We start from the raw sequence: 24,970 nt of genomic DNA, 5'->3' as shown, positions 1-24,970 counted from the left end.
GGTAGGGCGCGGGGGCAACGCGACGCCAGTCGACGCTCAGCGGTCCCGTCGTCTCGCCGTCGGCGACGGCTCGTATCCTTTCCGCGAACCTTCGGTGGGCTTTCGAGGATGAAAGGACACGGTGTGAGCAACCGGGCCGAGACGTTGGAGTTCCAGGCCGAGGCGCGTCAGCTGCTCCAGCTGATGGTCCACTCGATCTATTCGAACAAGGACGTCTTCCTGCGTGAACTGATCTCGAACGCCTCGGACGCGCTGGACAAGCTGCGCCTGGCGTCGATGGTCGACAAGGAGCTGGAGGTCGACACCTCCGACCTGCACATCGAGATCGAGGTCGACAAGGCGGCGCGCACGCTGACCGTGCGGGACAACGGCATCGGCATGTCCCGCGACGAGGTGGTCCAGGTGATCGGCACGATCGCCAAGTCCGGGACCGCCGAGCTGCTGCGCAAGCTGCGCGAGTCCTCCGACGCCGGGGCGCGGCAGGAGCTGATCGGCCAGTTCGGCGTGGGCTTCTACGCGGCGTTCATGGTCGCCGACCGGGTGGAGCTGGTGACCCGCCGGGCGGGGGAGAGCGGTGGCACCCGGTGGGAGTCGGCCGGTGAGGGCACGTACTCCGTCGAGTCGGTTGAACAGGCGCCGCAGGGCACCTCGGTGACCCTGCACCTCAAGCCGGCCGACGACGAGGACAACCTGCACGACTACACCGCCGAGTGGACGATCCGGGAGATCGTCAAGCGGTACTCGGACTTCATCGCCTGGCCGATCCGGATGACCGTCGAGCGCCCCGGCGAGGGCGACCAGACCAGCACCGAGACCCAGACGCTCAACTCGATGAAGGCGCTCTGGGCCCGGTCCCGCGACGAGGTCGACGAGGCCGAGTACAAGGAGTTCTACAAGCACGTCAGCCACGACTGGGCCGACCCGCTGGACATCGTGCACATGAAGGGCGAGGGCACCTTCGAGTACGAGGCCCTGCTGTTCATCCCGTCGCACGCGCCGCTGGACCTGTTCGCCCCGCAGGGCCGCCGCGGCGTGCAGCTCTACGTCAAGCGCGTCTTCATCATGGACGACTGCGAAGCGCTCATGCCGAACTACCTGCGCTTCGTCAAGGGCGTCGTGGACGCGCACGACCTGTCGCTGAACATCTCCCGGGAGATCCTCCAGCAGGACCGGCAGATCCAGGTCGTCCGCCGCCGGCTGGTCAAGAAGATCCTGTCCACCGTCAAGGACATGAAGGCCAACCACGCCGAGCGCTACCGGACCTTCTGGACCGAGTTCGGGGCCGCCGTCAAGGAGGGCCTGATCGACGACACGGAGAACCGGGACACCCTCCTGGAGATCCTGTCGGTCGCCTCCACCCACGACCCGGCCGAGCCCACCGACCTCGCCGGCTACGTCGGCCGGATGAAGGACGGGCAGACCGACATCTACTACGCCACCGGCGACTCGCGCACCATGATCGAGAACTCGCCGCACATGGAGGCGTTCCGCGCCAAGGGCTACGAGGTGCTGCTGCTCACCGACCCGGTCGACGAGGTGTGGATCGAGCGCGTCGGCCAGTACGACGGCAGGACGCTGCGCTCCATCGCCAAGGGCCAGGTCGACCTGGACACCGAGGAGGAGAAGAAGGAGGCCGAGGCCGAGCGCGAGCAGCAGCGCAAGGACTTCGCCGACCTGCTCACCTGGATGGGCGCCACCCTCGCCGACTCCGTCAAGGAGGTCCGCCTCTCCTCCCGGCTGACCACCTCGCCCGCCTGCGTCGTCGGCGACGCCCACGACATCACCCCGACCCTGGAGAAGATGTACCGGGCGATGGGGCACGAGGTGCCGACGGTGAAGCGGATCCTGGAGCTCAACCCCGGGCACCCGCTGGTCAACGGCCTGCGCAAGGCACACGAGCAGGGCGGTGCCGAGGAGTCGCTGAAGGAGACCGCCGAGCTGCTCCACGGTCTGGCGCTGCTCGCCGAGGGCGGGGAGCTGGCCGATCCGGCCCGGTTCACCCGCGTGCTCGCCGACCGCCTCGCCCGTACCCTCTAGCACCACGCACGGGCCGGTCGGCGGAGCGCCGCCGGCCGGCCCGTGACCGGTCGGCTCCCACGCCCCGGCGGACCGCGGACGGCCCGTCGCCGGTCGCCGGAGCGCCGCCGACCGCGCGTCGTCCTGCTCGACGAGCACACCGCGCCCGCGTCGCGGCGCGCGGACCCGAGTCGTCCTCCGGAATCCGCCGCGTCCTACCGGGGAAAACTCCTGCCGGCATTCGGGCGGCCGTTCACGCAACGCATCGTGAGCCCTGTTTCTGGTACGCGTACGGACGCCCGTCGGCCTTTCACGGCCACCCCATCGGCCGATGTCGCACTGCCTTTCCGCCCGGCCGCCCGGGACACGCGGGGCCGTGGCGCGACGGAGTGCCCGAAGTCGGCGGCTGCGTCGTCTACCCTGTTCATCGCCGCGACCGGCGAGCAAGGAACACCCCGCAACTTGCAGCACGACGCGGTGCGCGCCTGACCGAAGGCGTGGAAATTGCACATCGGCACATTGAAGAACGCTGATATTGACTTGCTCTCGGAATGGGCGCACCGTGAAGGCGTGCGGCGATAACCGGATCCTCGGAAGTCGTTCGGCAATTCCGTTCGTGGCCATGGCACTCCAGGAGGCGGTCATGCGATTGGATCCGTTCGCGGGGGCGTATCTCGTCGATCCGGCGCAGGTGTGGCGGCGGCTGCTCGACGAGCCCGAGAGGGTGCACCACGACCCGGATCTGGGGCTGTGGCTGATCACCCGGCACGCCGACGTCCGCCGCGCGCTGAGTGACGCGGAGGCCTTCGGCAACGCCCTCACCCTCGCTCCGATCTACGACCTCTGCCCCGAGGCGATGGAGTTCATCGCCCGCATCGACGCGCCGCCCACCACCGCCGCCGCGGACCCCCCGGTGCACCCCCGGACCCGCCGGGCCCTGCGGGCGACCTTCGCCAACACCGCCGAACGCGTGGAGCGCCGCTACGGTGCGATCGTCCAGCGTCGGGTCGACGAGCTGGTGTCCCGGCTCGTCGACCGCCCCGACGGGCGGGCGGACCTCGTCGGCGAGTTCACCACCGAGCTGCCCCTGCTGGTCCTGCTCGACATCCTCGGCGTACCGGAGGAGGACGTCGGGCGGGTCAGGGCCTGGGGGGACGGTCAGATCGCGTTGCTCTGGGGGCGGCCGGAGCCGGCCGAACAGGTCCGGCTGGCCCGGGGTCTGTGGGAGTTCTGGTGCTACTGCGAGCAGTTGGTCGGCGCCCGGCTCGGCGGTGGCCGGTACGGCGACGACTACGTCAGCCAGTTGCTGGCGTACCGCGACGGCGACGACGAGGTGCTCACGGTGGCCGAGGTGTCGAGCATCGTGTTCAACCTCCTGGTCGCCGGGCACGAGACCACTGCCGGGCTGCTCGCCCACGCGCTGGACCAGGCGCTGTCGAGCCCGGACAGGTGGCGGGAGCTCGGCGAGGACCCGCGACGGATACCCGCGTTCCTGACCGAGACGCTGCGCTTCGCGCCCGCCATCGACGGTTGGCTGCGGGTGACCCGTCGATCCGTGACCCTGGACGGCGTCACCATTCCGGCGGGTGCGCGCTGCCTGCTGCTGATCGGCGCCGCGAATCGGGATCCGGCGGTGTTCGCCCGTCCGGAGCAATTCGATCCGCACCGGTCCGACGCGGACGGGCACCTGTCGTTCGGGCACGGGCCGCACTTCTGCATCGGTGCGGCGCTGGCCCGGCTGGAGGCGAGGATGGCGTTGACCCGGCTCTGCCGGGCGGTTCCCGGACTGCGCCTGACCCCCGGCCATCGCCGTTCGTACAAGGTCAACATCGCCTTCCGCGCGCACCGGAGCCTGCCGGTGGTCATCGACGCGACGGTGCCGTCCGGTCCTCCGGCGGCGCCCGTCGCCGGGTGACCGGTCGCCTCGCGGTTGCGCCGGTCCTGATCCCCGGGCGGGTGTGCGTCGGCCCGTGCCGTGCGGCGCTGGGCCGGCTGTGCGCGGCCCCGTCGGGTCGGTGGGCCCGGCCCGGTGGCCTCCGGCGGGCGACTACCCTCCGAAGTCACGTCTTCACACCCGTCGGCTGATGGGTTAAGAATTGTCCCCTGCGAATACCCATTCATCGCCCAATGTCTATTGATGCCGACGCCGGCCGGTCGGCGTCGTGAAGGTGAACACATGGATCGCACGCCCCCGTCGAGCGCCGACCGCTCCGGTGCCATCCACCGGTTCCGCTCCGAGCTGCGCACCTGGCGTACCCGTCAGGGGTTGACCCAGCGGGCGCTCGCGGAGCGGGTGCGGTTCAGCCGCGAGACGGTGGCCGCGGTCGAGTCCGGTCGCCGGTACGGCAGTCACGAGTTCGCCGTCCGCTGCGACGAGGTGCTCGGCACCGGCGGTTGCCTGGCGGCGTTGTGGCCGCAGGTCGCGGCGGAGCAGCTGGCGGCGGACGGCCGCCGGGGCCCCCGGTTCGCGGTGGCTGGGCTCGACCAGATCCCCGCGCCGCCGGTGGCGCGGCGGGACGCGCGCGACCCGGAGGCGGTCGTGGCCGCGATCGACGAACTGCGGGAGTTGATCGGCCAGGTGCTCGGCGGACAGTCGGAGGCGGACCTCCCGCCGCACCCGTCAGGCGAGCGGTCCGGACGCCCCTGACCTGCCGGGGGTCGGGATCGCGGGGCGGGACCGGCGCTGCTGACGCTGGGTACAGATGCCGGTACGGGCCGTTTGTACCACCGTCAGGTCTTCTCTGCGGGCGCGGGTTCCGGCGGAATGAGACGTGCAAATGGCAAGGTGCGCATTGGCCGTCTTGGATGAGTCGCGGGAGTCAGTCTTGGCGTCGAGCACGAGGTCCCACGCGGCCCGACCCTACCCGACCGGCCGCCGCGGCTGGAAGATCGGCACCCGGATGCGCCTCATCGTGGCGGCCCCGCTGGTCGCCGTGATGGGATTCGCCGGGCTCGCGCTGACCGAGAGCGTCCGCCAGACGACCCGCGCGAGCGACCTCGGACTCCTGGCGCACCTCGGCGCCGACGCGGGCGACCTGGCCCACCGGCTGCAACGTGAGCGCGTCGTCGCCGCCGACCTGCTCAGCCGGGGCGCGGCCGAGCAGCAGGAAGCCTTCGCCGACGCCACCGGGAGCACCGACGACGCCGTCGCCCGCTACCGCCGGCAGCGGGCGACGGTGCCCCCCGGACCCGCCGCCGGCCAGACCGCGCTCCAGCGGATCGACCTGGCGCTGGAGGGCCTGCCGCCGCTGCGCGCGCAGGTGCGTACGGCGGCGCACGCCTCGGTGTCGGCGATGACCTTCAGCTACCGGATCGTGATCGCCGACCTGCTCAGCCTCCGCGAGAGCGTCACCCTCGGCGCGGTCAACGCCCGGATCACCGACGGCATGCGGGCCTCGGCGGCGCTGTCCAAGGCGGCCGAGGCGGCCGGCCAGCAGCAGGTCGCCGTCCTGCGCGCGGTCGCCGCCGACCAGCTGACCCCCGCCATGCAGCAGGACATCACCGCCGCCCGGTCCGGCTTCACCGAGTCCAGCCTGTCCTTCCTGGCCCTCGCCCGGCCCGCCTGGCGGGGCTGGTGGGAGCAGGCCGGCAGCGGCGAGGACGCCCTGCTGCTGCAACGGCTGCAGGACGAGGTGTCCAGGACCCGCGCGGGGAGCCGGTTGCGGCTGGACCTCGGCGCCTGGATCGCCGCGACCCAGCAGTGGTCCGTCCGCCTGGCCGAGCTGCGTCAACGGGTCGACGCGGCGGTGCTCGACGACATCCGCTCCGCCCACGCCGACCAGCGGCGGCGCACGGCCGTGGAGGCGGCGGCCGTGGTGCTGGCCCTGCTGCTCACGGCCCTGGTCACCTGGGCGGTGGCTCGGCAGATCACGCGGCGCCTACGTCGGCTGCGGGACGCGGCGAATGCCGTCGCCTTCGAACGGCTGCCGCAGGTGGTGGCCCGGCTCCAGCACCCGGACAGCTCGTCGGTGGACCCGGACGAGCTGGCCCGCCGGCAGTCCGAGGACGCCCTGGAGCCGTCTCGCGGCGACGAGATCGGCGAGGTGGGGGAGGCGTTCGCGGCCGTGCACCGCGCGGCCGTGCGTACCGCGGCCGAGCAGGCGGTCATGCGGGCCAACACGGCCGACATCTTCATCCACCTCAGTCGCCGCGAGCAGCGGCTGGTCGACGCGGTGCTGGCCCAGGTCGACAAGGTCGAGCGGGACGAGACCGACCCCGAGCGGCTGGACCAGCTCTACACGCTGGACAACCTCGCCACCCGGATGGGACGGATCAACGCCAGCCTGCTGGTGCTGGGCGGGGTGGGGGTCGGGCGGGTACGCCAGCACGACGTGCCGCTGCAACAGGTGTGCCAGGCCGCGCAGAGCCAGATCGAGCACTACGCCAGGATCCGCCTCGGCATGGTCGACGGCGACGTCGCCGTCGCGGCCGACTCCGTCGACGAGGTCGTGCACCTGCTGGCCGAGCTGATGGACAACGCCACCGGCTACTCCGCGCCGGGTACCGAGGCGTGGGTGACCGGCCGCAGCCTCGGCGACCGGGTGATCGTCCAGGTCAGCGACGAGGGCGTGGGGCTGTCCCCGCAGCGCCGGCAACAGCTCAACGACCTGCTGGCCCGCCCGCCCGCCATCGACGTCGCGGCCGTACGGGCGATGGGGCTGGTCGTCGTGGGACAGCTCGCCGCCCGGCTGGGCGTGGCCGTCCAGCTCCGTCCGGGCCCCCGCCGCGGCACCATCGCCGAGGCGGCGCTCCCGGGGGCGATCATCCGACCGCTGCCCCCGGAGGAGTTCCTGCTCACGCCCACCAGGCCGTCGCGGCGCGCGGCGCGGACCACCCTCGCGTCGCCGGCGTACACCGCCGCCCCGGAACCGTGGGCGGGGAGCCCGGCGCAACCGTGGGCGGGCAGGCCGCCGGCCGAGCGGGCACTGCCGGTGGCGCCGGTGTTCCGGCCCGCACCCACGCCGGCCGGGCGAGGTGACGAGCCCACCGAGGAACTCGTCATCTTCGAGCAGGTCAACCACTGGTTCCAGGCCGGCCACGACGACGCCACGAACGGCGGGCCGTGGGCCAGCCCCGCCGACGAGGCCTGGCGGACCGCCGCCCGGGCCGACGCGCCCGAGGTGGTCGCCACCACCACGTCCGGTCTGCCGCGGCGTCAGCCGCAACAGCACCTCGTCCCGGGCGGCGTCGCCGTGCCGCAGCAGCGCTCCGCGCACCGCGACCCGACCCAGGTGGCCACCGCGATGGCCGCGTACGCGCGGGGCGTCGCGGGCCGCCGGCCCAACCTGATCAACAACTGATCCGACAGGGAGAGCACGTGACCGACCACCAGGATCTCGGCTGGCTGCTGGATGCCTTCGCCGAGCGCGCCACCGAGGTCAGCCATGCGATCGCGATCTCCAGCGACGGCCTGATGGTGGCCGCCACCAGGGGCCTCCCGCCTGACCGGGCGGACCAGTTGGCGGCGACCGGCAGCGGGCTGGTGAGCCTGCTGCGCGGCGCGGCGGCCTTCTTCGACGCCGGCGCGGTGATCTCCAACGTGACCCAGCTCGAGGGCGGCTTCATGTTCTCGATGGCCTTCAACGACGGCGCGTCCCTGCTCGTGCTCGCCGACCCGCAGTGCGACGTCGGCAAGGTCTCCTACGAGATGACCGAGCTGGCGAACCGCATCGGCGACGCGCTGACCCCGGCGGCGCGGGCGGCACTCAGCCGCAGCCGCTGACACCCCGGCACCTCACGCCGGAACCCCCATCCCTCCTGGAGAAGACATGTCGCTGACCATCCCCCGGCGCAGCCGTGCCCGCACCGCGGCCCTGCTCGCCCTCGTCCTGTTCGCCGCGACCGCCTGTGCCGACGGCGGGCGCGGTGCCGGCGCCGCCGGATCGATCAAGATCGGCCTGCTGGCGTCGCTGTCCGGCACGTACCAGGCGGTCGGCAAGGAGATCCGCGCCGGCTTCGAGCTCTACCTGGCCACCCACGACGGCAAGCTCGGCGGACGACAGGTGGAACTCGTCGTCGCCGACGAGGGCAACGGCGCCGCGACCGCGGTGCCCGCCGCGACGAAACTGCTCAAGCAGGACCGCGTGGTCGCGCTCACCGGGATCGTCGGCGGTGGATCGGTGGCCGCGGTCTATCCGCTGCTCAACGAGACCAAGGTGCCGTTCGTCGGCTCGAACGGCCGCCCGGAACTCAAGGACGTGTCCCGGATCTGGCACACCTCGTACCTCTCCGACGAGCCCGGCGAGGCGATCGCCCGCCACGTGCGCGACAACGTCGAGGGCAGCGTCTACGCCATCGGCCCCGACTACCAGGGCGGCTGGGACGAGCTGCGCGGCTTCACCGACGCCTTCGTCAAGGAGGGCGGCAGGCTCGCCAACGCCGACGGCAAGACCACCTTCACCCCGTTCCCGACGACCACCAACTTCACCCCGTACTTCGCCCGGATCAAGGCCTCCGGGGCGGACGCCGTCTACACGTTCTACGCGGGCAGCGCGGCCGTCGACTTCGTCAAGCAGTACGCGCAGTCGGAGATCAGCGACCTGCCGCTCTACGCCGCCGGGTTCCTGACCGAGGGCGGGGTGCTCGACGCCCAGGGCGAGGCCGCCCGCGACGTCTACTCGGTGCTCAACTACTCGCCGGACCTGGACAACGCGGAGAACCGCGCCTTCGTGGCCGCCTGGAAGGCGAAGAACGACGGCTCCCCGACCACGTACGCCATGGCCTCCTACGACGCCGCGGCCGTGCTGGACCGGGCCATCGCGGCGGCCGGGGACGACCCGACCCCGGAGAGCATCAACGCGGCGATCGGCCAGCTGGGCCAGATCGCCAGCCCGCGCGGCACCTGGCAGTTCTCGCCGAGCACGCACGCGCCGGTGCAGAAGTGGTACCTGCGCCAGGTGCGCCAGGACGGCCGGGCGCTGTCCAACACCGTCGTGGGTGACCTCGCCACCATCGGCGGGTGAGCGCCGTGGCGGGCGGCATCCGGATCGACCCGTACCTGGTCCCGGCCCTGGACGGGGTGGCCTACGGGCTGCTGGTCTTCGTCGCCGCGGCGGGACTGGTGCTCTGCTTCGGCGTCGCCGGCATCCTGAACCTGGCGCACGGCACCCTGTACGCGATCGGCGGGTACACCGCCGCCGCGCTGCTGGACGGCGGCTGGCCGAGCCTGGTGCTGGCGCTGGCCGTCGGGACCGTCGCCGCCACCGCGGCCGGCGCGCTGGTCGCCGGCCTGCTCACCCGGGTCGCCGCGCGCAGTCATCTCACCCAGGCGCTGCTGACCTTCGGGGTGGCGCTGGCCGGGGGCAGCCTGCTCGTGGGGGCGTTCGGGCCGGACGACCCGCCGGTGCGCGTGCCGGCGGCGGTGGACGGGTCGGTGGTCGTGGCCGGGCACCGTTACGCGGCGTACCGGCTGGTCTTCATCGTCGTCGCCGCCGTGCTCGCCGGCCTGCTCCACGTCGCGGTGCGCCGCACCCGGGCCGGGATGCTGGTCCGCGCGGCCGTCGACGACGCCGAGATGGTCGCCGTGCTCGGCGTGAACCCGGCGTGGATCCGCGTCGGCGTGCTCGCCGTCGCCGGGGCGCTGGCCGGCGCCGCGGGCGTGCTCGGCGCGCCGATCATCGGTCCCGGGCCGGACACCGCCGACGCGGTGCTGCTGCTGTCGCTGGTGGTCGTCGTCCTCGGCGGGCTCGGGTCGATGACCGGCACGCTGCTCGCGGCCCTGGCGGTCGGGCAGATCCAGACCCTCGGGGTGGCGCTCGCCCCGTCGGCCGCCCCGTTCCTGCTCTTCGCCGCCATGGCCGCCGTCCTCGCGGTGCGGGCACGGAGCCTGGCCACGGCCCGGAGGGCGACGTGAGGGACGAGGCGGTACGCGCGCTGCGGCGCGGTGTCGCCGTCCTCGTCCTGGCCGGCCTGGTGCTGGCGCCGTGGGCGGTCGACGACTACACCGTGGCCCTGCTGGCCCGTACCCTCGCGCTGGGCCTGGTGGGGGTGAGCGTCGCCCTGCTCACCGGCGTCGCGGGGCTGCCCACCCTGGGGCAGACCGCGCCCTACGCGGCGGGCGCGTACGCCAGCGCGGTCGTCGGCAGCCGGCTCTCCGACGTGGCGGTGGTGCACCTGGTCGTCGCGGCGGCGGCCGGGGCGGCGCTGGCGGCGGCGACCGTCCCGCTCGTGGTGTACGCCCGCGGTGTGATCGTCCTGATGATCACCCTGGCGATCGGCGAGCTGGTGGTGACCGTCGTGGGGCGGTGGCGTTCGGTGACCGGCGGCACCGACGGGCTCGCCGGGGTTCCGCCGGTGCGTCCCCTGTGGGGGCTGCCGGTGCTGGCCACCGACCGGGCGCGCTACCTGTACGCCCTGGCGGTCGTCGCCGTACTGGTCGGCGCGGTGCTGCTGATCCTGCGCACCCGGGTCGGCCTGCTGCTGCGGGCCGGCCGCGACGACGAGGCGCGGCTGCGGGCCAGCGGCCACCGGGTGTCGGCCCACGTGGCGGCCGTGCACGTGGCCGCGGGGGCGGTCGCGGGCGCCGCGGGCTCGCTGCTGGTGGTCGCGCAACAATTCGTCTCGCCGGCCGACTTCGGCTTCGACACCTCCGCCCTCCTGCTGCTCGGGGTGGTGGTCGGCGGCGTCGCGTCCGTGGGTGGCGCCCTGGTCGGCACCGCGATCGTGATCGCCGCCCGGGACTGGCTGTTCGGCGTGCTCCCCGGGCACGCGCCCCTGGTGCTGGGGGTGGCGTTCGTCGCCACCGTCTACCTGCTGCCCGGCGACGGACGCCGGCCGGCGGGCGTGCGGGGCCGGCTGCTGCCGGGACTGCCGGCGGAGCCTCCTGGTGCGGAGCGGCCGGCGCCGACGGGGGCACGCGCATGACGCCGCTGCTGTCCGCCCGGGGCGTCACGGTCCGCTACGGGTCGCTGGTCGCGCTGGACGGGGTCGACCTGCGGATCGACCACGGGCAGCGGCACGCCCTGATCGGGCCCAACGGCGCCGGCAAGAGCACGTTGCTCGACGTGCTCGGCGGGGCGACCCCGGCGGGCGGCGGCCGGGTGCTCCTCGCCGGCCGGGACGTCACCCGGCTCGGCCCGGCCGCCCGGGCCCGGCGGGGCATCGGCCGGATCCACCAGCGTCCCGCCGTCTGGTCGACCCTGACCGCCACCGAGAACGTGGTGGTCGCCGCGCTGCCCCACGCGGTGCGGCCCGGCCGGTGGCGGCCGGGCGCGCGGCGGTGCGCCGCCGAGCGTACGGCGGGCGCGTGGTTGGAGCGGATGGGCCTGCGCGAGCTCGGCGCGACTCCCGCCGGTCAGCTCGCCCACGGACAGCGCCGGCAACTCGAGATCGCCATGGCGCTGGCCGGTCGCCCGCGGCTGCTGCTGCTCGACGAGCCGGCCGCCGGCCTGTCCGTCGTCGAGGTCGGCCGGCTGGTGGAGTTCCTGCGGACCCTGCCGCGCGCCGTCGCGGTGCTGCTGGTCGAGCACCGGCTGGACCTGGTGTACGCGCTCTGCGACCAGGTGACCGTGCTGCGGGACGGCCGGACGGTGGCCACCGGGACGCCGGCCGAGATCCGTGCCTCCGGTCCGGTCCGGCAGGCCTACGCGGAAGGGGTGTCGTGATGCTGCGGACGGAGCGGCTCTGCGCCGGCTACGCCGGCGGGATCGTGCTGCACGAGGTCACCCTCGACGTGGCGGCCGGCACCGTGCAGGCGGTGGTGGGCCGCAACGGGGCCGGCAAGAGCACCCTCGTGCACGCCGTCGCCGGGCTCGTGCGGCCCTCCGGGGGGCGGATCGAGGTCGACGGCGTGCCGGTCGCCGGCCGGCAGCCGCACCGGATCGCCCGGTGCGGGGTCGGTCTCGTCCCGCAGGGCCGGCGGGTCTTCTCCCGGTTGACCGTGGCCGAGCACCTCGCCCTGGCGGCGGTGCCGTGGCGCGCGGCGACACCCGGCGGCGAGGGGTGGACCGTCGCGCGGATCCTGGAGCTGCTGCCCCGGCTGGCGGCTCGGCTGCGCCACCGCGGCGACCAGCTCTCCGGCGGCGAGCAGCAGATGCTGGCGATCGCCCGGGCCCTGCTCGGCCAGCCCAGGGTGCTGCTGCTCGACGAGCCGTGCGAAGGGCTCGCCCTCGGCCTGGCCGCCCGGGTACGCGACCTCGTCGGCACCCTCGCCGGCACCGGGCTGGCCGTGCTCCTCGTCGAGCAGCAGCTCCAGCACGCCGTCGAGATCGCGGACCGGATCGCGGTGCTCGAGTACGGCCGGGTGGTCTACGACCGCCCGGCGGACGAGGCCCGGGCCGAACCGGGCCGGCTGGCGGCGATGCTCAGCGTCGCCGCCGTCGCGGAGCTGCCGGCTCCCCGACCGGTGCCCGGCCTCCGGGCCGATCCCGCGCACCTGACCCGATCACCTTCCACAGGGATGAGCGACGATGCCGACAGACATCCGTGACACCGAGTACACCTTCGACAACGGTTCCCCGGAGGCGGTGCCCCAGCTGCGGGCGCTGGAGTCCTTCCTGGATCCGATCACGGCGGCCCGGATCGGCGCCCCGGTGCTCGCCCCGGGCGCGGTGTGCTGGGAGATCGGCGCCGGCGGGGGCTCGGTCGCCCGGAGCATGGCCGAGGCGGTCGGCCCGGCGGGGCGCGTGCTGGCGACCGACATCGACGTCGCGCGCCTCGCCCCCGCGGCCAATCTCGACGTCCGTCGGCACGACGTGCGCAGCGAGCCGCCGCCCGGCGACGCCTTCGACCTCATCCACGCCCGGCTGGTGCTGCTCCACCTGCCGGAGCGGCGGCGCGTGCTGGCCTCGCTGACCGGCGCGCTGGCCCCGGGCGGGTGGCTGGTGGTCGAGGAGTTCGACTGCACCGCCCCGCTGCGCGTGCTGACCGCGCCGAGCGACGACGCGGCGAAGCTCTTCGCCCACGTGACGGACGCGATGCTCGGCGTCCTGCAGAGCAACGGCGCGGACCTGGCCTGGGCGCAGGACGTGCACGGGCACCTCGCGTCGGCGGGACTGGTCGAGGTCGACACGGTCACCCACTCGCAGAGCTGGCCCGGCGGCTCGCTCGGCGCCTCGCTCTACGAGACGAACTCCCGGCAGCTGGAGCCGGAGCTGATCGAGGCGGGGGTGTCCCCGGGGCAGTTGGAGGCGTTCCGCCGGCTCCTGCGCGATCCCGGGTTCGTCGTGATGTCGTACCAGTTCGTGTCGACCCGGGGGCGGCGTCCGGCCCGACGGTGAGGCCGACCGCCTCGCCGCAGACCGCACCGACCGGCCCTCGGGGCGTGGGAACCCGCGGGTCGGGTATTCCCGGCGGTCATGAGCACGAGCAGCGTGGTGGGCGACGAGCCGGCGACCGCCGTCCGGGTGGGCACGGTCGCGGTCGTCGCCCACCGGAGGAAGACCCTCGGCGGCGGCCTCGACGAACTGCGCGCGGAGCTGGCGGACGCGGGCGTCGAGGACCTCGTCTGGTACGAGGTGCCGAAGAGCCGCAGGGCGCCGAAGAAGGTCCGTAAGGCGCTGAAGAAGGGTGCCGAGCTGGTCTTCGTGTGGGGCGGCGACGGCATGGTGCAGCGCTGCGCCGACACCCTCGCCGGCTCCGGCATCCCGATGGCGATCATGCCCGCCGGCACCGCCAACCTCTTCGCCGCCAACCTGGGCGTCCCGGAGGACCTTCCCGAGGCCGTCCGCATCGGCCTGCACGGCCGGCGCCGCGCCCTCGACCTGGGCAGGATCAACGGCGAGCACTTCGCCGTGATGGCCGGTGCCGGCTTCGACGGCGACCTGATCCGCGAGGCGGACCGCACGCTCAAGGGCAAGCTCGGGCGCCTGGCCTACATGTGGACGGGGCTGCGGCACGTCCGCGGCGAACTGGTCCGCACGCGGATCACGGTCGACGGCGCGGACTGGTTCGACGGCGACGCGAGCTGCGTGCTGTTCGGCAACGTCGGCACGATCACCGGTGGCATCCCGGCGTTCGACGACGCCCGCCCCGACGACGGCTGCCTGGAAGTCGGCGTGTCCACCGCCGACGGCGCGGTGGACTGGGCGCGCACCCTCGGCCGGATGGCGGCCGGCCGCTCGGAGGAGTCGCCGTTCGTGCGGATCACCCGGGGCCGCAGGATCAAGGTCCGGCTCGCCGCGCCGCGCACGTGTGAGCTGGACGGCGGTGCGCGCGGGGAGGTCACCAGGCTCAAGGTGCGGGTGGTGCCCGGCGCGTTGACGGTCTGCTGCCCCGAACCCGTCTCCTGATCGCGGTGCGGATCGTCAGAGGCGGGCGCTGTCCGAGCCGCCAGTGCGCACGTCGGACGGCATGACAGTGCGCTACCCCGTGAAGTAGGCGGCGCTCTGCGGGTCTGCCGGGTAGTAGGACTCGATCGCGATTTCGTCGATCGTGATGTCCATCGGAGTGCCGAAGGTGGTGATGGTCGAGAACAGCCGCAGCTCTCGTCCGCCGATCCGGAGGATCATCGGGATCACCACGTCGCCGTCGACCCGCTGGCCCGTCGGTTCTTCGGGCAGAGGGTTCAGCAGTTCGTCGTAGAGTGCGGTGAGTTCCGCGTCGGGAGCGGTGGCGAGCTGGCGCGAGATCCGGTTGCGGAACACCGCACGCACGTCTGCCAGGTTGACGACCAGGGGAGCGAGCCCGCGCGGGTCCAGGCCCAGGCGAACGAGGTTCACCGGTGGCCGCAACAGATCGGGAGCGACCTGCGCGAAGAACGGGTCGACCGCGCGGTTGGTCATCACGATGTTCCACCGGCGGTCGAAGACCAGCGCCGGATACGGCTCATGCGCCTGGAGCACCCTGCGGACCGCTTCGAGGGCAGCCGACAGAGCGGTGCCGTCGAGCGGGCGCTCCGCGTACCGGGGGGCGAAGCCGGCGGCGAGCAACAGCCGATTGCGATCACGCAGCGGCACATGGAGCTGATCGGCAAGCCGGAGGATCATGTCCGCGCTCGGCCTGGACTTGCCGGTCTCGACCAGGCTGACGTGACGAGCCGAGACATCCGCGGCGATCGCCAGGTGGAGTTGGCTGAGTCCCCGGCGCCGCCGCCACTGCCGCAGGAGTTCCCCGACCGTAGACACGATCATGAGCGTACTCATCGTCGCGCCGGGCGCCATGAAGTGCGAGTTCATCGACAACCGAACGGGCCGGGCAAACACTTGATCCCATGACCAAGGAGAACAAGGGCATCGTCCAACATGCGCTGGCGGGGCTGGTCGAGACGGGCGACGTCGATACGCTCGCCTCGTTCCTCAGCGACGAGTTCATCCACCACCGGCCGGATTCGACAACCTCGACCAAGGCGGAATGGCTCGCCGCCGTCCGCGCCGCGCTGGGCCCGACCGCCGGCATGCGGGTCGAAATCCTTCACCTGCTGGCCGACGGCGATCACGTCGTGGTGCACTCGCGACGCGGGCTACCCGACGCGGGACCGGAGATCGTGGTCGTCGACGTCTTGCGTATCGCCGACGGGTTCATCGCGGAGGCATGGGAGATCATCGAACCGGTGGCCCACGCCGCCGCCAATGGGCGGTGGTGGGAGTCTGCTCATCGTTGACCGGGGATGGTCCCGACAACTCCTGATCAGGTGTGTCTGTTGTGAGGACCGCTGGAACCTGAGCCCGCTCCGGTGGCGTCAGATGAGCCGGGCCCCCGCCGGGGTGGCCGGCACCAGGCGACGGGTGATCCACAGCGGCGAGGTGACCGCGTTGCCCATCACCACCGAGTGGGCGCCCGCCGCGAACGCCTGCCCGATCTGCTCGGCGCTGCGGTAGCGGCCCTCGGCGATCACCGGCACGGACAGCACGCCGGCGAGCCGGGCCAGCAGCGTCAGGTCCGGTCCGTCGGTCGGCGGGCTGGCCGGGGTGTAGCCGGAGAGGGTGGTCGCGACGGCGTCCGCACCGTCCCGCACGGCGGCCACGCCCTCCTCGAGGGTGGAGACGTCGGCGAGGATCAGCGCGTCGGTCCGTTCCCGGACCGCCCGGACGGTGTCGGCGAAGCTGCGCCCGTCCGGGCGGGGACGGTCGGTGGCGTCGACGGCGACGATGTGCGCGCCGGCAGCGGCGACGTCGAGCGCGTGCGCCGCCGTGGGGGTGATGAACACCCCGTCGACGCCCTGCTTGTGCAACCCGATGACCGGCACGTCGACGGCGGCGCGGATCGCGCGGACGTCGGCGGTGCCGTTGGCCCGGACGGCCACCGCGCCGCCCCGTACCACCGCCGCGGCCACCCGGGCCTGGACGTACGGGTCGCGCATCGGGTCGTCGGGATCGTCGAGCACCGGCTGGCAGGAGACCACGAGGCCGCCGGCCAGCTCGTCGAACACGTTCACGCTCTCGTCCTCTCGTCGGTGACCACGGCGGGGCTGTCGCCCACCAGCCGGCCGTGGCCCGGGTGGTGGCCCGCCAGCCGGGCGGCGCCCACGACGACCGCGTCGGCGCCGAGCGCCGCGGCGAGCAGGGGCACGTCCGCCCAGGCCGCGGGCAGTTCGGCGGTGAAGGCGGCGCGGGCGCCGGGGAGCAGGGCGTCGGCCGCCCCGCCCGCGAGCACCACCGCCTGCGGGTCGAGCAGGGCGACCAGCCCCGCGAGCGCCCGGCCGAGGGCCGTGGCGGCACGGTCCACCACCTCCCGGGCGGTCGGTTCGCCGGCCGCCGCCCGGTCGGCCACGGCCCGTCCGGTGATCCGCAGGCCGGTCCCGAGGGCGTACGCGGCGGACAGTCCCGTGCCCGAGGCGACGCCCTCCAGGTGCCCGTACCGGCCGCATCCGCAGCGCAACCGCTCGGCGCCGGGAGCCGGGAGGTGCCCGACCTCGCCGGCCCCGCCCCGGGCGCCCGTGGCGATCCGGCCGTGCTGGAGCATCGCGCCGCCCAGGCCCGTGCCGACCGCGACCAGCAGCAGGTCCCGCCGGTCCCGGCCCGCGCCGACCCAGCTCTCGCCGAGCGCGGCGGCGTTCACGTCGTTGGTGACCCGGACCGGTCGGGCCAGCCGCTCGGCCAACTCGTCGGCGACCGGCGTGCCGGACCAGCCGGGCAGGCTGTCGGTGGCGTACCGGATGGTGCCGGTGGCCGGATCGACCGTGCCGGCGGTGCCCACGCCGACCGGGCCGGCGCCGCCCGGGTCGAGCAGTTCCCGGGCGAGCCGCGCGGCGGTGTCCAGCACGGCGGCCGGCCCCGACGCGGCAGGGGTGGGTGCCAGGCGACGCCCGAGCACCGCCCCGTCGGGTCCGACCAGCGCCGCCGCCGTCTTGGTGCCGCCGATGTCGAGGCCCACCAGGGGCACCGGCACCGTCATCCCTTGAGCCCGGTGTGCGCCAGGCCCTCGACGAACTGCTTCTGCGCGATGACGAAGACCACCAGGACCGGCAGCGCGGTCATCGACGCCGCGGCGAGCTGGACGTTCCACATCGGGCCGCCGTAGGCGTCGACGAACTGGGTGAGCGCCTGCGGCAGGGTGAACTTCTCCGGCGAGGAGAGGAACACGATCGGTTCCAGGTAGAGGTTCCAGCTGTGCAGGAAGGTGAAGATGGCGACCGCGCCCAGCGCGGGCCGGGACAGCGGCAGGGCGATCTTCCAGAAGGTGGCGAACCGACCCAGCCCGTCCACCCGGGCCGCCTCCTCCAGTTCGCCGGGGAAGCTGATGAAGAACTGCCGCATGATGAAGGTCGCCAGCACGCTCGGCGCGCCGAGGATCGGCACCAGGATCAGTGGCCAGTGGGTGTCGACCAGGCCCAGCTTGAAGAACATCTGGAACAGCGGCACGATCGTCACCTCGCTCGGGATGAGCAGGCCGGCGAGGATCACCAGGAAGAGCACGTTCTGGCCACGGAAGCGGATCCGGGCGAAGGCGTACCCGGCCAGCGCCGCCACGGCCAGGGTGCCGACGGTGACCACCAGCGCGATGTAGAGGCTGTTCAGGTACTGCTGGCCGAACGGCTGCAACTCGAACACCCGCCGGTACGCGTCCAGCTCCGCGTCGACCGGCAGCAGTTTCGGCGGGAAGGCGAAGATGTCCGCCACCGGCTTCAGCGACGAGGTGACCATCCACCAGGTCGGGAAGACGAACGGGACCGCCAGGACCATCAGCACCCCGTAGAGCACCAGCTTGGTCCGGCGCGACAGCTCACGACTCATGGTGGACCCACCTCTTACGCATCTGCCACTGGAGCACGGTGAGCGCGAGCACGATGACGAACAGGACGATCGACAGGGTGGCGCCGTAACCGAAGTGGTGGAACTGGAACGCCTGCTGGTACAGGTAGTAGACGAGCACCGTGGTGGAGGTGCCGGGGCCGCCCTGGGTGAGCACCGCGATCTGCGCGAAGACCTGCAACGAACCGACCACCGTGATGATCGACGTGAGCAGGATGGTCGGGCTGATCATCGGTACGGTGATCCGCCAGAACTGGCGCAGCCGGCTCGCCCCGTCCACCTCGGCGGCCTCGTACAGCTCGGCCGGCACGCCCTGGAGCGCGGCCAGGAAGAGCACCATGTTGAGGCCGACGTTCTTGAACACCTGCACCACGACGACCGAGAACATGGCGGTGCCCTCACCGCGCAGCCAGTTCGGCCCGTCCACGCCGACCGTGTCGAGCAGACCGTTCACGCCGCCGTTGTCCTGCAGCAGGAACCCCCACACGATGGTCCAGGCGACCAGCGAGACGACCACGGGGGAGAAGAACAGGGTGCGGAACACGATCGTCCCGCGCAGCTTCTGGTTGAGCAGTACGGCGAGCAGCAGGGCCAGGCCGAGGTTGAACACCACCAGCCCGACCGAGAAGAGGCCGGTGGCCCGCAGCACCGAGCCGAGGTTGGTGTCGTCGGCGAGGTTCGCGTAGTTCTCGGAGCCGACGAACTCGAACGTGCCGGCCAGCACGTTCCACTCGTGCAGGCTGTACCAGACCACCAGGATCAGCGGCAGGATCACGAAGACGGCGCTGCCGAGCAGTTGGGGAGCGATGAACAGGTAACCGGTGAGCTGGTCGCGGCGGCGGCTGGTCCAGTACGGCCGCGACCGGTCCCGGGTGGGCGGGGCCTCGACCCCGCCCACCGTCGTGTCCGTCTGGGACATGGTCAGGCTGCCCTACTTCGCCAGCAGCGGCTGGATCTTGGTGCAGACACCGTCGAGGACGGCCTTGACGTCCGCGTCGGCCTTCCAGAGCGGGTCGAGCCCGGCGCGCACCTGCTGGCTGAGCTCGGCCTGCCCGGCGTGACTGGGCTTGACCACGCCGTTGGTGATGCCGTCGATGACGACCTTCTGCAACTGCTCGGGCTTGAGCGTCGGGTTCGACTTGGCCAGCGTCTCCGCGGTGAGCTGCGACTGGCGCGGCGGCGGGAAGAACTGGGCCAGCTTGGCCGAGTTGGTGGGGTTCGTCAGGAAGGCGAGGAAGTCCGCCGCCGCGTCCGCGTTCTTGCTCTTCTTCATCACGCCGACGCCGGCCTGACCGACCACGGAGTAGTTGCCCTTCGGCCCGGCCGGCAGCGGCACCAGGTCCCAGCCGAAGCCGTCCGGCTTCAGCAGCGAGGCGCGGGAGATCTGGGTGACCGTCATGGCGGCGTCACCGGCGAAGAAGTCGGCGGTCGTACCCGGGCCGGGCAGGGCCTTGCCGGTGAAGATCGCCTTGTGCAGGGTGGTCATCGCCTCGACCATCTCCGGGGCGGCGAAGCCGCAGGACTTGCCGTCCTCGCTCCAGGCCTGGGCGCCCCAACCCGTCCACACGGTCGACAGGTTGTCCCAGCCCTTGTAGTCGAAGTCGCGGATCACCAGGCCGGCCTTGCCGGTCGCGCCGGCGGTGGCGCCGGCGACGGTCAGCGCGGTGTCCCAGTTCCACTGCCCGGCCGCGATCAGCTCGGCCGGGGTCTTCTGCCCGGCCTTCTTGAGCAGGTCGGTGTTGACGAAGACCCCGAACGGCGAGGTGGAGAACGGGTACGCGTACAGCTTGCCGCCGTCCTGCCAGAGCTTGAGCGTGGCGGGGGAGATGTCCTCGAACTGGTAGCCCTCGGTCTTCTTGAGCTTGTCGTCCAGCGGCAGCAGCGCGCCGGAGGCGACGAAGTCGGGGGCCGAGTTCTCGAACACCCAGGCCAGGTCGGGCGCGTTGCCGCCGGCGATCTGCGTGGTCAGCGTCGTGGTGTAGTTCTCGAACGGCAGCGGGTCGAACGTGATCGCCGCGACATCCGGGTGGGTCTTGCGGTACTCGTCGGCGATCTCGTTGAACAGCTTGAGGTGCGCCTCGTTGGCGGACCAGACGGTCATCCGCAGACTGGCCGGACCCTTGTCCCCGGCCTCGTCACCGCCACCGCAGGCGGTCAGGGCGAGGACACCGGCCAGTGTCGCCGCGACACCGCGCACAGCCTTTCCCAATCTCATGATCTTCTCCTAAACGGGGGTGTTCAGTAGCCCGCGATCTGAGGCCAGCGCAGTTCCACGCCGGCCGCCGAGAGGCGGTCCTGGAAGTCGGCCAGCAGGCGGGGGGTGCCGCGGACCGCGCGCGGGGACTCGCCCCGCGCCAGACAGAAGTCGGCGAGCAGGCCGGCGACCTCGCCGACGTTCCACTCGACCGGGTGCAGCCGGTAGCTGCCGTTGGTGATGTGGGTGGTGCCGATGTTCTTGCCGGCCGGGAGCAGGTTCTCGACCCGCTGCGGGATCAGCGCGCCCAGCGGGATCTCGAACGGGCACGACCCGACGTCGATGTAGTTGTCGCCTCCGGTGGAGGGGTGCAGGTCGATGCGGTACATCCCGACGCCGATCGAGTCCGGGTAGGCGACCGCGCCGTGCTCGCCGCGCACGGCCAGCGACAGGTCCTGCTCGACCACCGTGTACTCGGCCCGGATGCGGCGCGACTCCCGGATGTAGGGCGCCTGCGCCAGGCCGTCACGGCTGCCGGTCACGTCGCCGCGCAGGCGCAGGCCGGGGAAGCCGGTCCCGCCGTCCGGCCGGGGCGCCTCGGTCTGCATCCAGTAGAGCACCGAGTACGACAGCTCGCGGGCCTTGCTCAGGTGCCACGACGCGTTCGGCACGTCGATGACCGGACCCTCGAAGTAGTCGATCATCGGCCAGTTCACCAGCGTGATGTCGCTGTCGTACGCGCCGTCGGTGAAGTTGCGCCGGGCGGCGATGCGCCGGAACGTCCAGAGGTTGCCGTCGCCGGGGTTGAGTCGCTGGTCGGCGTTGACGGCCAGCGGGTCGTCGTCCGGGTTGGGGGTGAAGCTGCGCTCGACGATCTCCAGGGTGCGCGGGTGCGGCGAACGCCAGGACAGCAGCCGGTCGCCCCAGAAGTCGGGCTTGTAGTCGCGCCAGAAGTCGTAGTTCGCCGGCCGCTCGATGGTGTGGTCGCCGTCGACGTGGTCGAGGGCGAAGCACACGGAGACGGCCTGCATGTTCATCGGCTGCGCCTCGGCCGGCGCGCTGGGCTCGCCGGTGTCGGCCTGCGACTCGAAGCCGGTGACGTACTCGGTGCCGGTCAGCGGCAGCAGCTCGCCGGTCTCCGTCGCGTCGAGGATGTACGGCGCGACGAGGTCGATCCGCTCGTCGCGGTCGCGGTGCGCGACGGTCACGCCGACCACCCGGTCCCCGTCGGTCTCCGCGGCGACCGGCCGGTACGGCTGGAGCACCCTCAGCCGGCCGGAGCCGAGGAACGGCGCCAGCATCTGCTCGATGACGGCGACGGCCACCCGGGGCTCGTGGCAGACCCGGCTCACCCAGCCGGCTCCCGGGTTGAGGTCGGTCCAGGCCCGCGACCGCTCGGTGAGCGGGTAGTGCCGGCGGTAGTAGTCGCGGATCCCGGTGCGCAGGGCCCGGTAGCTCGCGGTGGCTCCGAACTGTTCGATCCAGGAGTGCTCGTCCGGCGGGACGGCCTGGCTGGTGAGCTGTCCGCCGAGCCAGTCGAACTCCTCGGTCAGGATGACCGACCGGCCGGCCCGGGCCGCGGCGAGCGCCGCCGCCACCCCGCCCAGCCCGCCCCCGACGACGAGGACGTCCGCACGCATCTGTACCACTTGCTTCCTTCCGGGTTGCACGGTCACCGCTCAGCTGCGGTGGACCGCCGATCAGGGGTGCCGAGGGTGTCGCCCTCGACGAGTTCGCAGGGCAGGAGCCGCTGCTGGACGCCGACGGCGCTGCCGTCGATGACGCTGGCGAGCACCTCGACCGACTGCCGGCCCATCTCCTCGCGGGGGATGCGGAATCCGGTGAACGCGAGGTCGGTCGGAACCGGGACCGTCGGGTCGCCGAGCGTCAGGATCGACAGGTCGCCGGGCACGCTCAGGCCGCGCCGCCGGCTGGCCAGTTCCAGCGCCACGGCGGTGGCGAAGTCCTCGACGAAGGCCACCGTGGTCCGGTCGGCCAGCAGGTCGTCGAGGATGGCCTCGGCGTCCCGGGCGACGGTCGTCAGGTGGCGGGCGCTCTCCGCGGCCGTCGCGGCCTCGACGAACCCGCGCCGCCGGTCCGCCGAGGACTCCGCGCTCAGGTCCGTGTTCAGGTAGGCCAGGCGCCGGTGGCCGCGGGCGAGGGCCAGGGCCACCAGCTCGCCCACCGCCGCCGCGTAGTCGGCACCGACGTACGGCACCGGGCCGCCCGCGTCGTCGCGGCGCCCGACGGCGACGTACGGGAAGCCGTCGCGGTTGAGCCGGTGCAGCTCCGCGGCGTCGATCTCGCGCCCGAGCAGGATGCAGCCGTCGGCGAGGCGGAGCCGGTTGTCCTGGTGGAAGATGCGTCGCCGCCCGTCGACCACCGGGGCGCTGGTGAACAGCAGCAGGTCGCAGCCGGCCCGCTCCGCGTACTCCTCGATGCCCAGCAGGAAGGGGTGGAAGAAGTCGCGGCTGCCGCTGGGGAAGGCGGGCTCGTAGGTGAAGACGCCGATGATCCGGTTGAACCGTGCGGCGAGCCGGCGGGCCACGGGATCAGCGGCGTAACCGGTCTCGGCGATGGTCCGCAGCACGCGGTCGCGGGTCTCGGGCGCGATGCGGACGTCGGCGTCGGCCCGGTTGTTGAGCACCAGCGACACGGTCGCCTGACTGACGCCGGCCAGCCGCGCGATGTCACGCTGAGTGACGCGTCGGGGTGTAGAGGGCACAGCAGGTCCTTCCGGTGCGGCTAATGCGTATTAGCGCTCGGCGTTGGGGAGGAGCCTGGCGGGCCGACCGGGTTTGTGTCAAGGGGTGGGCGCAGAGATTTCGTCGAGATGAAGTCCCTGGAGTAATGCGGATTAGCTCAGGTCGATCGACGCGGCCTTCGGGGGTGGGCGGCTCCCGCCAGGGCCGACGGGCCGTCCCGCCGGGGCCGGCGGCCGACCTCTTGACAAGACTCGTCCAGGTCGAGCAACATTCGAGAAGCATAGATGGTAATACGTATTAGCAATTGAGGTAGGCGGCCCGCTCACCCTCCTGGTGGCCGACCGTCTCACGCAGCGTGACTTCGTGCCGCCCTGCGGCGGCGTGCCGCCCGACGTCCACAGTCGTCACCGGTGGGGACCCGTCCCCGCCCCCTGAGCTTTCCGTCGACGGCCCGTGCGCCGGCAGCCCGTACGGGCGGCCGGGGAACCCCACCACCCACCGACAGAGCAGGAACAGCGATGACGAAAGCACCCGTCCGAGTGCCCGGTCGCGCCGCCGTGGCGGCAGCCGGCGCGGGCATGCTGGTGACCGCGCTGGCCGGTGCGGCTCCGGCCGCCGCCGACCCGGCCCCCGACTTCCCGCGCTTCACCTACGCGGGCACCGCGTTCGACAAGAGCGCCCTGACCTACAACCCGACCAACGAGTTCATCTTCCCGAGCGTCATCCGGGCCGCCGACTACTTCCCCAACCCGTTGGGCACCTACTACCTGTACTACGCGCCCCACGAGCGGCCCGGCGGGATCGCCCTGGCGTACGCGGACTCGATCAACGGTCCGTGGACCGAGTACCGGGCCAACCCGCTGATCGGCAACACCTGGCTGCCCCACTACTCCACGGTCAGCCACATCTCCTCCCCGCATGCGATCTGGGTGGAGGGGGAGCGCAAGCTGTTCCTCTACTTCCACGGCGAGAACTCGATCACCCGGTACGCCACCTCCGAGGACGGCATCCACTTCGACTACGGCGGGACGGCGGTCAGCCGCGACGACAGCACCGGCGGGGAGACCTCCTACGCCCGGGTGTTCGAGCACGCCGTGCCGCGGCTGGGCAGCCGGTACCTGATGCTCTTCATGGACAATCCGACCGCCGCGCCGCCCGGGCCGACCGGGCCGGTGTCCCGGCGGATCCGCTGGGCGGTCTCCCCGGACGCGCGGACCTGGACGATCCAGCCCGACCCGATCGTCACCCCGCAGGGCGTCCAGGGCCCGAACGCCTCGGGCCCGTTCTTCCTGCGCTGGAACGGCCGTAACCTGGTGATCTTCCACGCGGCCGACGGCAACATGCACGCCGTCGACGTCGGCGACGACCTCGACCGGGAGGTCCACCTCGGCGTCGTGCACGACTCGATGGTCGCCGCGCCGGACCTGGGGCGCTCGGCCGCGCCGACGTTCTACTTCGACGGGCGCACCGCGCACATGTACTACGAGGCGGGCGGGCGGCTGACCGCGACGATCGGACACGCCGTCGCCACCCTGGACCAGCCGGTGCCCACCCGCGAGGTGGACTGCGTGGTGGACCGGCCGGTGCTGTGGCCGCCGAACCACCAATTGGTCGACGTCACCGTGACGGCGGACCTGCGCGACGGGGTCCTCGGCCCGTACGCGCTCAACCTGACGGCGGTGACCGGCGGCGACGCCGCGGACGTCAGCGGCTTCACCGTCGGCACCCCGGACACCAGCGGCCGGCTGCGGGCGGAGCGCGACGGCGCCGGTGGGGACAGGGTCTACACCCTGACGTACGCGGGTCACGACGAGATCGGGCGCCCGGTCGGCTGCACCGTGACGGTCACCGTGCCGCACGACCGGGGCCGCGACTGACCGGACCGGGGACACCTGGGCGCCGGCCGTACCGCGCGGGTACGGCCGGCG

At 72.8% G+C, this 24,970-nt stretch carries 22 protein-coding genes; 14 read left to right on the top strand and 8 right to left on the bottom strand.

Annotated features, from left to right (window positions below; translation table 11 throughout):
* The first annotated feature begins 123 nt into the window (after nt 1-123).
* From htpG to DER29_RS19265, 12 genes are all read left to right on the top strand, one after another.
* On the top strand, nt 124-2,037 hold the full coding sequence (gene htpG, locus DER29_RS19315) for a molecular chaperone HtpG (RefSeq protein ID WP_305036128.1): 1,914 nt from the start codon (nt 124-126) through the stop codon (nt 2,035-2,037).
* A gap of 622 nt (nt 2,038-2,659) precedes the next feature.
* A complete protein-coding gene (locus tag DER29_RS19310; protein ID WP_158619058.1) occupies nt 2,660-3,931 on the top strand; it encodes a cytochrome P450 in 1,272 nt (423 codons plus the stop codon).
* A gap of 261 nt (nt 3,932-4,192) precedes the next feature.
* Nucleotides 4,193-4,663 (top strand): helix-turn-helix transcriptional regulator, encoded by a 471-nt coding sequence (locus DER29_RS35470; protein ID WP_233599935.1) that lies wholly within the window; start codon nt 4,193-4,195, stop codon nt 4,661-4,663.
* A 253-nt stretch (nt 4,664-4,916) separates the two neighbouring features.
* Entirely contained in the window at nt 4,917-7,316 is a 2,400-nt protein-coding gene (locus DER29_RS19300) for a nitrate- and nitrite sensing domain-containing protein (RefSeq protein ID WP_158619057.1), read from the top strand.
* Between the two features lie 17 nt (nt 7,317-7,333).
* Complete coding sequence (locus DER29_RS19295; protein ID WP_121398599.1) at nt 7,334-7,738, top strand: roadblock/LC7 domain-containing protein; 405 nt, start codon at nt 7,334-7,336, stop codon at nt 7,736-7,738.
* A 46-nt stretch (nt 7,739-7,784) separates the two neighbouring features.
* Complete coding sequence (locus DER29_RS19290) at nt 7,785-8,978, top strand: ABC transporter substrate-binding protein (protein ID WP_121398598.1); 1,194 nt, start codon at nt 7,785-7,787, stop codon at nt 8,976-8,978.
* Nucleotides 8,975-9,868: a branched-chain amino acid ABC transporter permease gene (locus tag DER29_RS34665; RefSeq protein WP_199729361.1), complete on the top strand. Its 894-nt coding sequence runs from the start codon at nt 8,975-8,977 to the stop codon at nt 9,866-9,868. Before DER29_RS19290 ends, DER29_RS34665 begins: the two co-directional genes overlap by 4 nt.
* The gene (locus DER29_RS34660; protein WP_199729360.1) at nt 9,865-10,878 is read left to right on the top strand and encodes a branched-chain amino acid ABC transporter permease; all 1,014 of its coding nucleotides are present in this window, start codon (nt 9,865-9,867) and stop codon (nt 10,876-10,878) included. The genes DER29_RS34665 and DER29_RS34660 overlap by 4 nt, the downstream gene beginning before the upstream one ends.
* Nucleotides 10,875-11,618 carry an ABC transporter ATP-binding protein gene (locus DER29_RS19280; protein WP_121398597.1) on the top strand — a complete coding sequence of 248 codons (744 nt, stop codon included), beginning with the start codon at nt 10,875-10,877 and terminating at the stop codon, nt 11,616-11,618. The genes DER29_RS34660 and DER29_RS19280 overlap by 4 nt, the downstream gene beginning before the upstream one ends.
* Nucleotides 11,618-12,442, top strand: a complete 825-nt coding sequence (locus DER29_RS19275) for an ABC transporter ATP-binding protein (protein WP_121398596.1) — start codon at nt 11,618-11,620, stop codon at nt 12,440-12,442. The genes DER29_RS19280 and DER29_RS19275 overlap by 1 nt, the downstream gene beginning before the upstream one ends.
* Nucleotides 12,423-13,232, top strand: a complete 810-nt coding sequence (locus DER29_RS19270) for a methyltransferase domain-containing protein (RefSeq protein WP_121398595.1) — start codon at nt 12,423-12,425, stop codon at nt 13,230-13,232. The genes DER29_RS19275 and DER29_RS19270 overlap by 20 nt, the downstream gene beginning before the upstream one ends.
* A 78-nt stretch (nt 13,233-13,310) precedes the next feature.
* Nucleotides 13,311-14,243: a diacylglycerol kinase family protein gene (locus DER29_RS19265; protein ID WP_121398594.1), complete on the top strand. Its 933-nt coding sequence runs from the start codon at nt 13,311-13,313 to the stop codon at nt 14,241-14,243.
* A 72-nt stretch (nt 14,244-14,315) separates the two neighbouring features.
* Here DER29_RS19265 and DER29_RS19260 read toward each other — a convergent pair whose 3' ends face one another.
* Nucleotides 14,316-15,128: a helix-turn-helix domain-containing protein gene (locus DER29_RS19260; protein WP_305036127.1), complete on the bottom strand. Its 813-nt coding sequence runs from the start codon at nt 15,126-15,128 to the stop codon at nt 14,316-14,318.
* A gap of 35 nt (nt 15,129-15,163) precedes the next feature.
* Between DER29_RS19260 and DER29_RS19255 the strand changes: the two genes are divergently transcribed.
* Entirely contained in the window at nt 15,164-15,553 is a 390-nt protein-coding gene (locus DER29_RS19255) for a nuclear transport factor 2 family protein (protein ID WP_121398593.1), read from the top strand.
* 78 nt (nt 15,554-15,631) lie between these two features.
* Here the strand turns inward: DER29_RS19255 and DER29_RS19250 are convergent, their stop codons facing one another.
* The 7 genes from DER29_RS19250 to DER29_RS19220 are packed head-to-tail and all read right to left on the bottom strand — an operon-like array spanning nt 15,632 to nt 23,062.
* Nucleotides 15,632-16,327: an N-acetylmannosamine-6-phosphate 2-epimerase gene (locus DER29_RS19250; RefSeq protein WP_121398592.1), complete on the bottom strand. Its 696-nt coding sequence runs from the start codon at nt 16,325-16,327 to the stop codon at nt 15,632-15,634.
* Nucleotides 16,324-17,280, bottom strand: coding sequence for an ROK family protein (locus DER29_RS19245; RefSeq protein ID WP_370040169.1), 957 nt, complete (start codon nt 17,278-17,280; stop codon nt 16,324-16,326). The genes DER29_RS19250 and DER29_RS19245 overlap by 4 nt, the downstream gene beginning before the upstream one ends.
* A gap of 2 nt (nt 17,281-17,282) precedes the next feature.
* Complete coding sequence (locus DER29_RS19240; protein WP_121398590.1) at nt 17,283-18,125, bottom strand: carbohydrate ABC transporter permease; 843 nt, start codon at nt 18,123-18,125, stop codon at nt 17,283-17,285.
* Nucleotides 18,115-19,062: a carbohydrate ABC transporter permease gene (locus DER29_RS19235; protein WP_121398589.1), complete on the bottom strand. Its 948-nt coding sequence runs from the start codon at nt 19,060-19,062 to the stop codon at nt 18,115-18,117. Before DER29_RS19235 ends, DER29_RS19240 begins: the two co-directional genes overlap by 11 nt.
* A 12-nt stretch (nt 19,063-19,074) precedes the next feature.
* Nucleotides 19,075-20,358, bottom strand: coding sequence for an ABC transporter substrate-binding protein (locus tag DER29_RS19230; protein ID WP_121398588.1), 1,284 nt, complete (start codon nt 20,356-20,358; stop codon nt 19,075-19,077).
* A gap of 23 nt (nt 20,359-20,381) precedes the next feature.
* On the bottom strand, nt 20,382-21,977 hold the full coding sequence (locus DER29_RS19225) for an FAD-dependent oxidoreductase (protein WP_121398587.1): 1,596 nt from the start codon (nt 21,975-21,977) through the stop codon (nt 20,382-20,384).
* 32 nt (nt 21,978-22,009) lie between these two features.
* On the bottom strand, nt 22,010-23,062 hold the full coding sequence (locus tag DER29_RS19220; protein ID WP_121398586.1) for a LacI family DNA-binding transcriptional regulator: 1,053 nt from the start codon (nt 23,060-23,062) through the stop codon (nt 22,010-22,012).
* A gap of 498 nt (nt 23,063-23,560) precedes the next feature.
* Between DER29_RS19220 and DER29_RS19215 the strand changes: the two genes are divergently transcribed.
* Nucleotides 23,561-24,919 (top strand): hypothetical protein, encoded by a 1,359-nt coding sequence (locus DER29_RS19215; protein WP_148710087.1) that lies wholly within the window; start codon nt 23,561-23,563, stop codon nt 24,917-24,919.
* Nucleotides 24,920-24,970 lie beyond the last annotated feature (51 nt).

It is taken from the genome of Micromonospora sp. M71_S20 (assembly GCF_003664255.1).
Taxonomy (GTDB): Bacteria; Actinomycetota; Actinomycetes; order Mycobacteriales; family Micromonosporaceae; genus Micromonospora.
This window is presented reverse-complemented; position numbering and strand designations above follow the sequence as displayed.

Coding starts and splice junctions, on each gene's coding strand:
- DER29_RS19310 (WP_158619058.1), top strand. CDS start 2,660: ATGCGATTGGATCCGTTCGCGGGGGCGTATCTCGTCGATCCGGCGCAG.
- DER29_RS35470 (WP_233599935.1), top strand. CDS start 4,193: ATGGATCGCACGCCCCCGTCGAGCGCCGACCGCTCCGGTGCCATCCAC.
- DER29_RS19300 (WP_158619057.1), top strand. CDS start 4,917: ATGCGCCTCATCGTGGCGGCCCCGCTGGTCGCCGTGATGGGATTCGCC.
- DER29_RS19290 (WP_121398598.1), top strand. CDS start 7,785: ATGTCGCTGACCATCCCCCGGCGCAGCCGTGCCCGCACCGCGGCCCTG.
- DER29_RS19280 (WP_121398597.1), top strand. CDS start 10,875: ATGACGCCGCTGCTGTCCGCCCGGGGCGTCACGGTCCGCTACGGGTCG.
- DER29_RS19275 (WP_121398596.1), top strand. CDS start 11,618: ATGCTGCGGACGGAGCGGCTCTGCGCCGGCTACGCCGGCGGGATCGTG.
- DER29_RS19270 (WP_121398595.1), top strand. CDS start 12,423: ATGCCGACAGACATCCGTGACACCGAGTACACCTTCGACAACGGTTCC.
- DER29_RS19265 (WP_121398594.1), top strand. CDS start 13,311: ATGAGCACGAGCAGCGTGGTGGGCGACGAGCCGGCGACCGCCGTCCGG.
- DER29_RS19260 (WP_305036127.1), bottom strand. CDS start 15,128: ATGAACTCGCACTTCATGGCGCCCGGCGCGACGATGAGTACGCTCATG.
- DER29_RS19255 (WP_121398593.1), top strand. CDS start 15,164: ATGACCAAGGAGAACAAGGGCATCGTCCAACATGCGCTGGCGGGGCTG.
- DER29_RS19240 (WP_121398590.1), bottom strand. CDS start 18,125: ATGAGTCGTGAGCTGTCGCGCCGGACCAAGCTGGTGCTCTACGGGGTG.
- DER29_RS19235 (WP_121398589.1), bottom strand. CDS start 19,062: ATGTCCCAGACGGACACGACGGTGGGCGGGGTCGAGGCCCCGCCCACC.
- DER29_RS19230 (WP_121398588.1), bottom strand. CDS start 20,358: ATGAGATTGGGAAAGGCTGTGCGCGGTGTCGCGGCGACACTGGCCGGT.
- DER29_RS19225 (WP_121398587.1), bottom strand. CDS start 21,977: ATGCGTGCGGACGTCCTCGTCGTCGGGGGCGGGCTGGGCGGGGTGGCG.
- DER29_RS19215 (WP_148710087.1), top strand. CDS start 23,561: ATGACGAAAGCACCCGTCCGAGTGCCCGGTCGCGCCGCCGTGGCGGCA.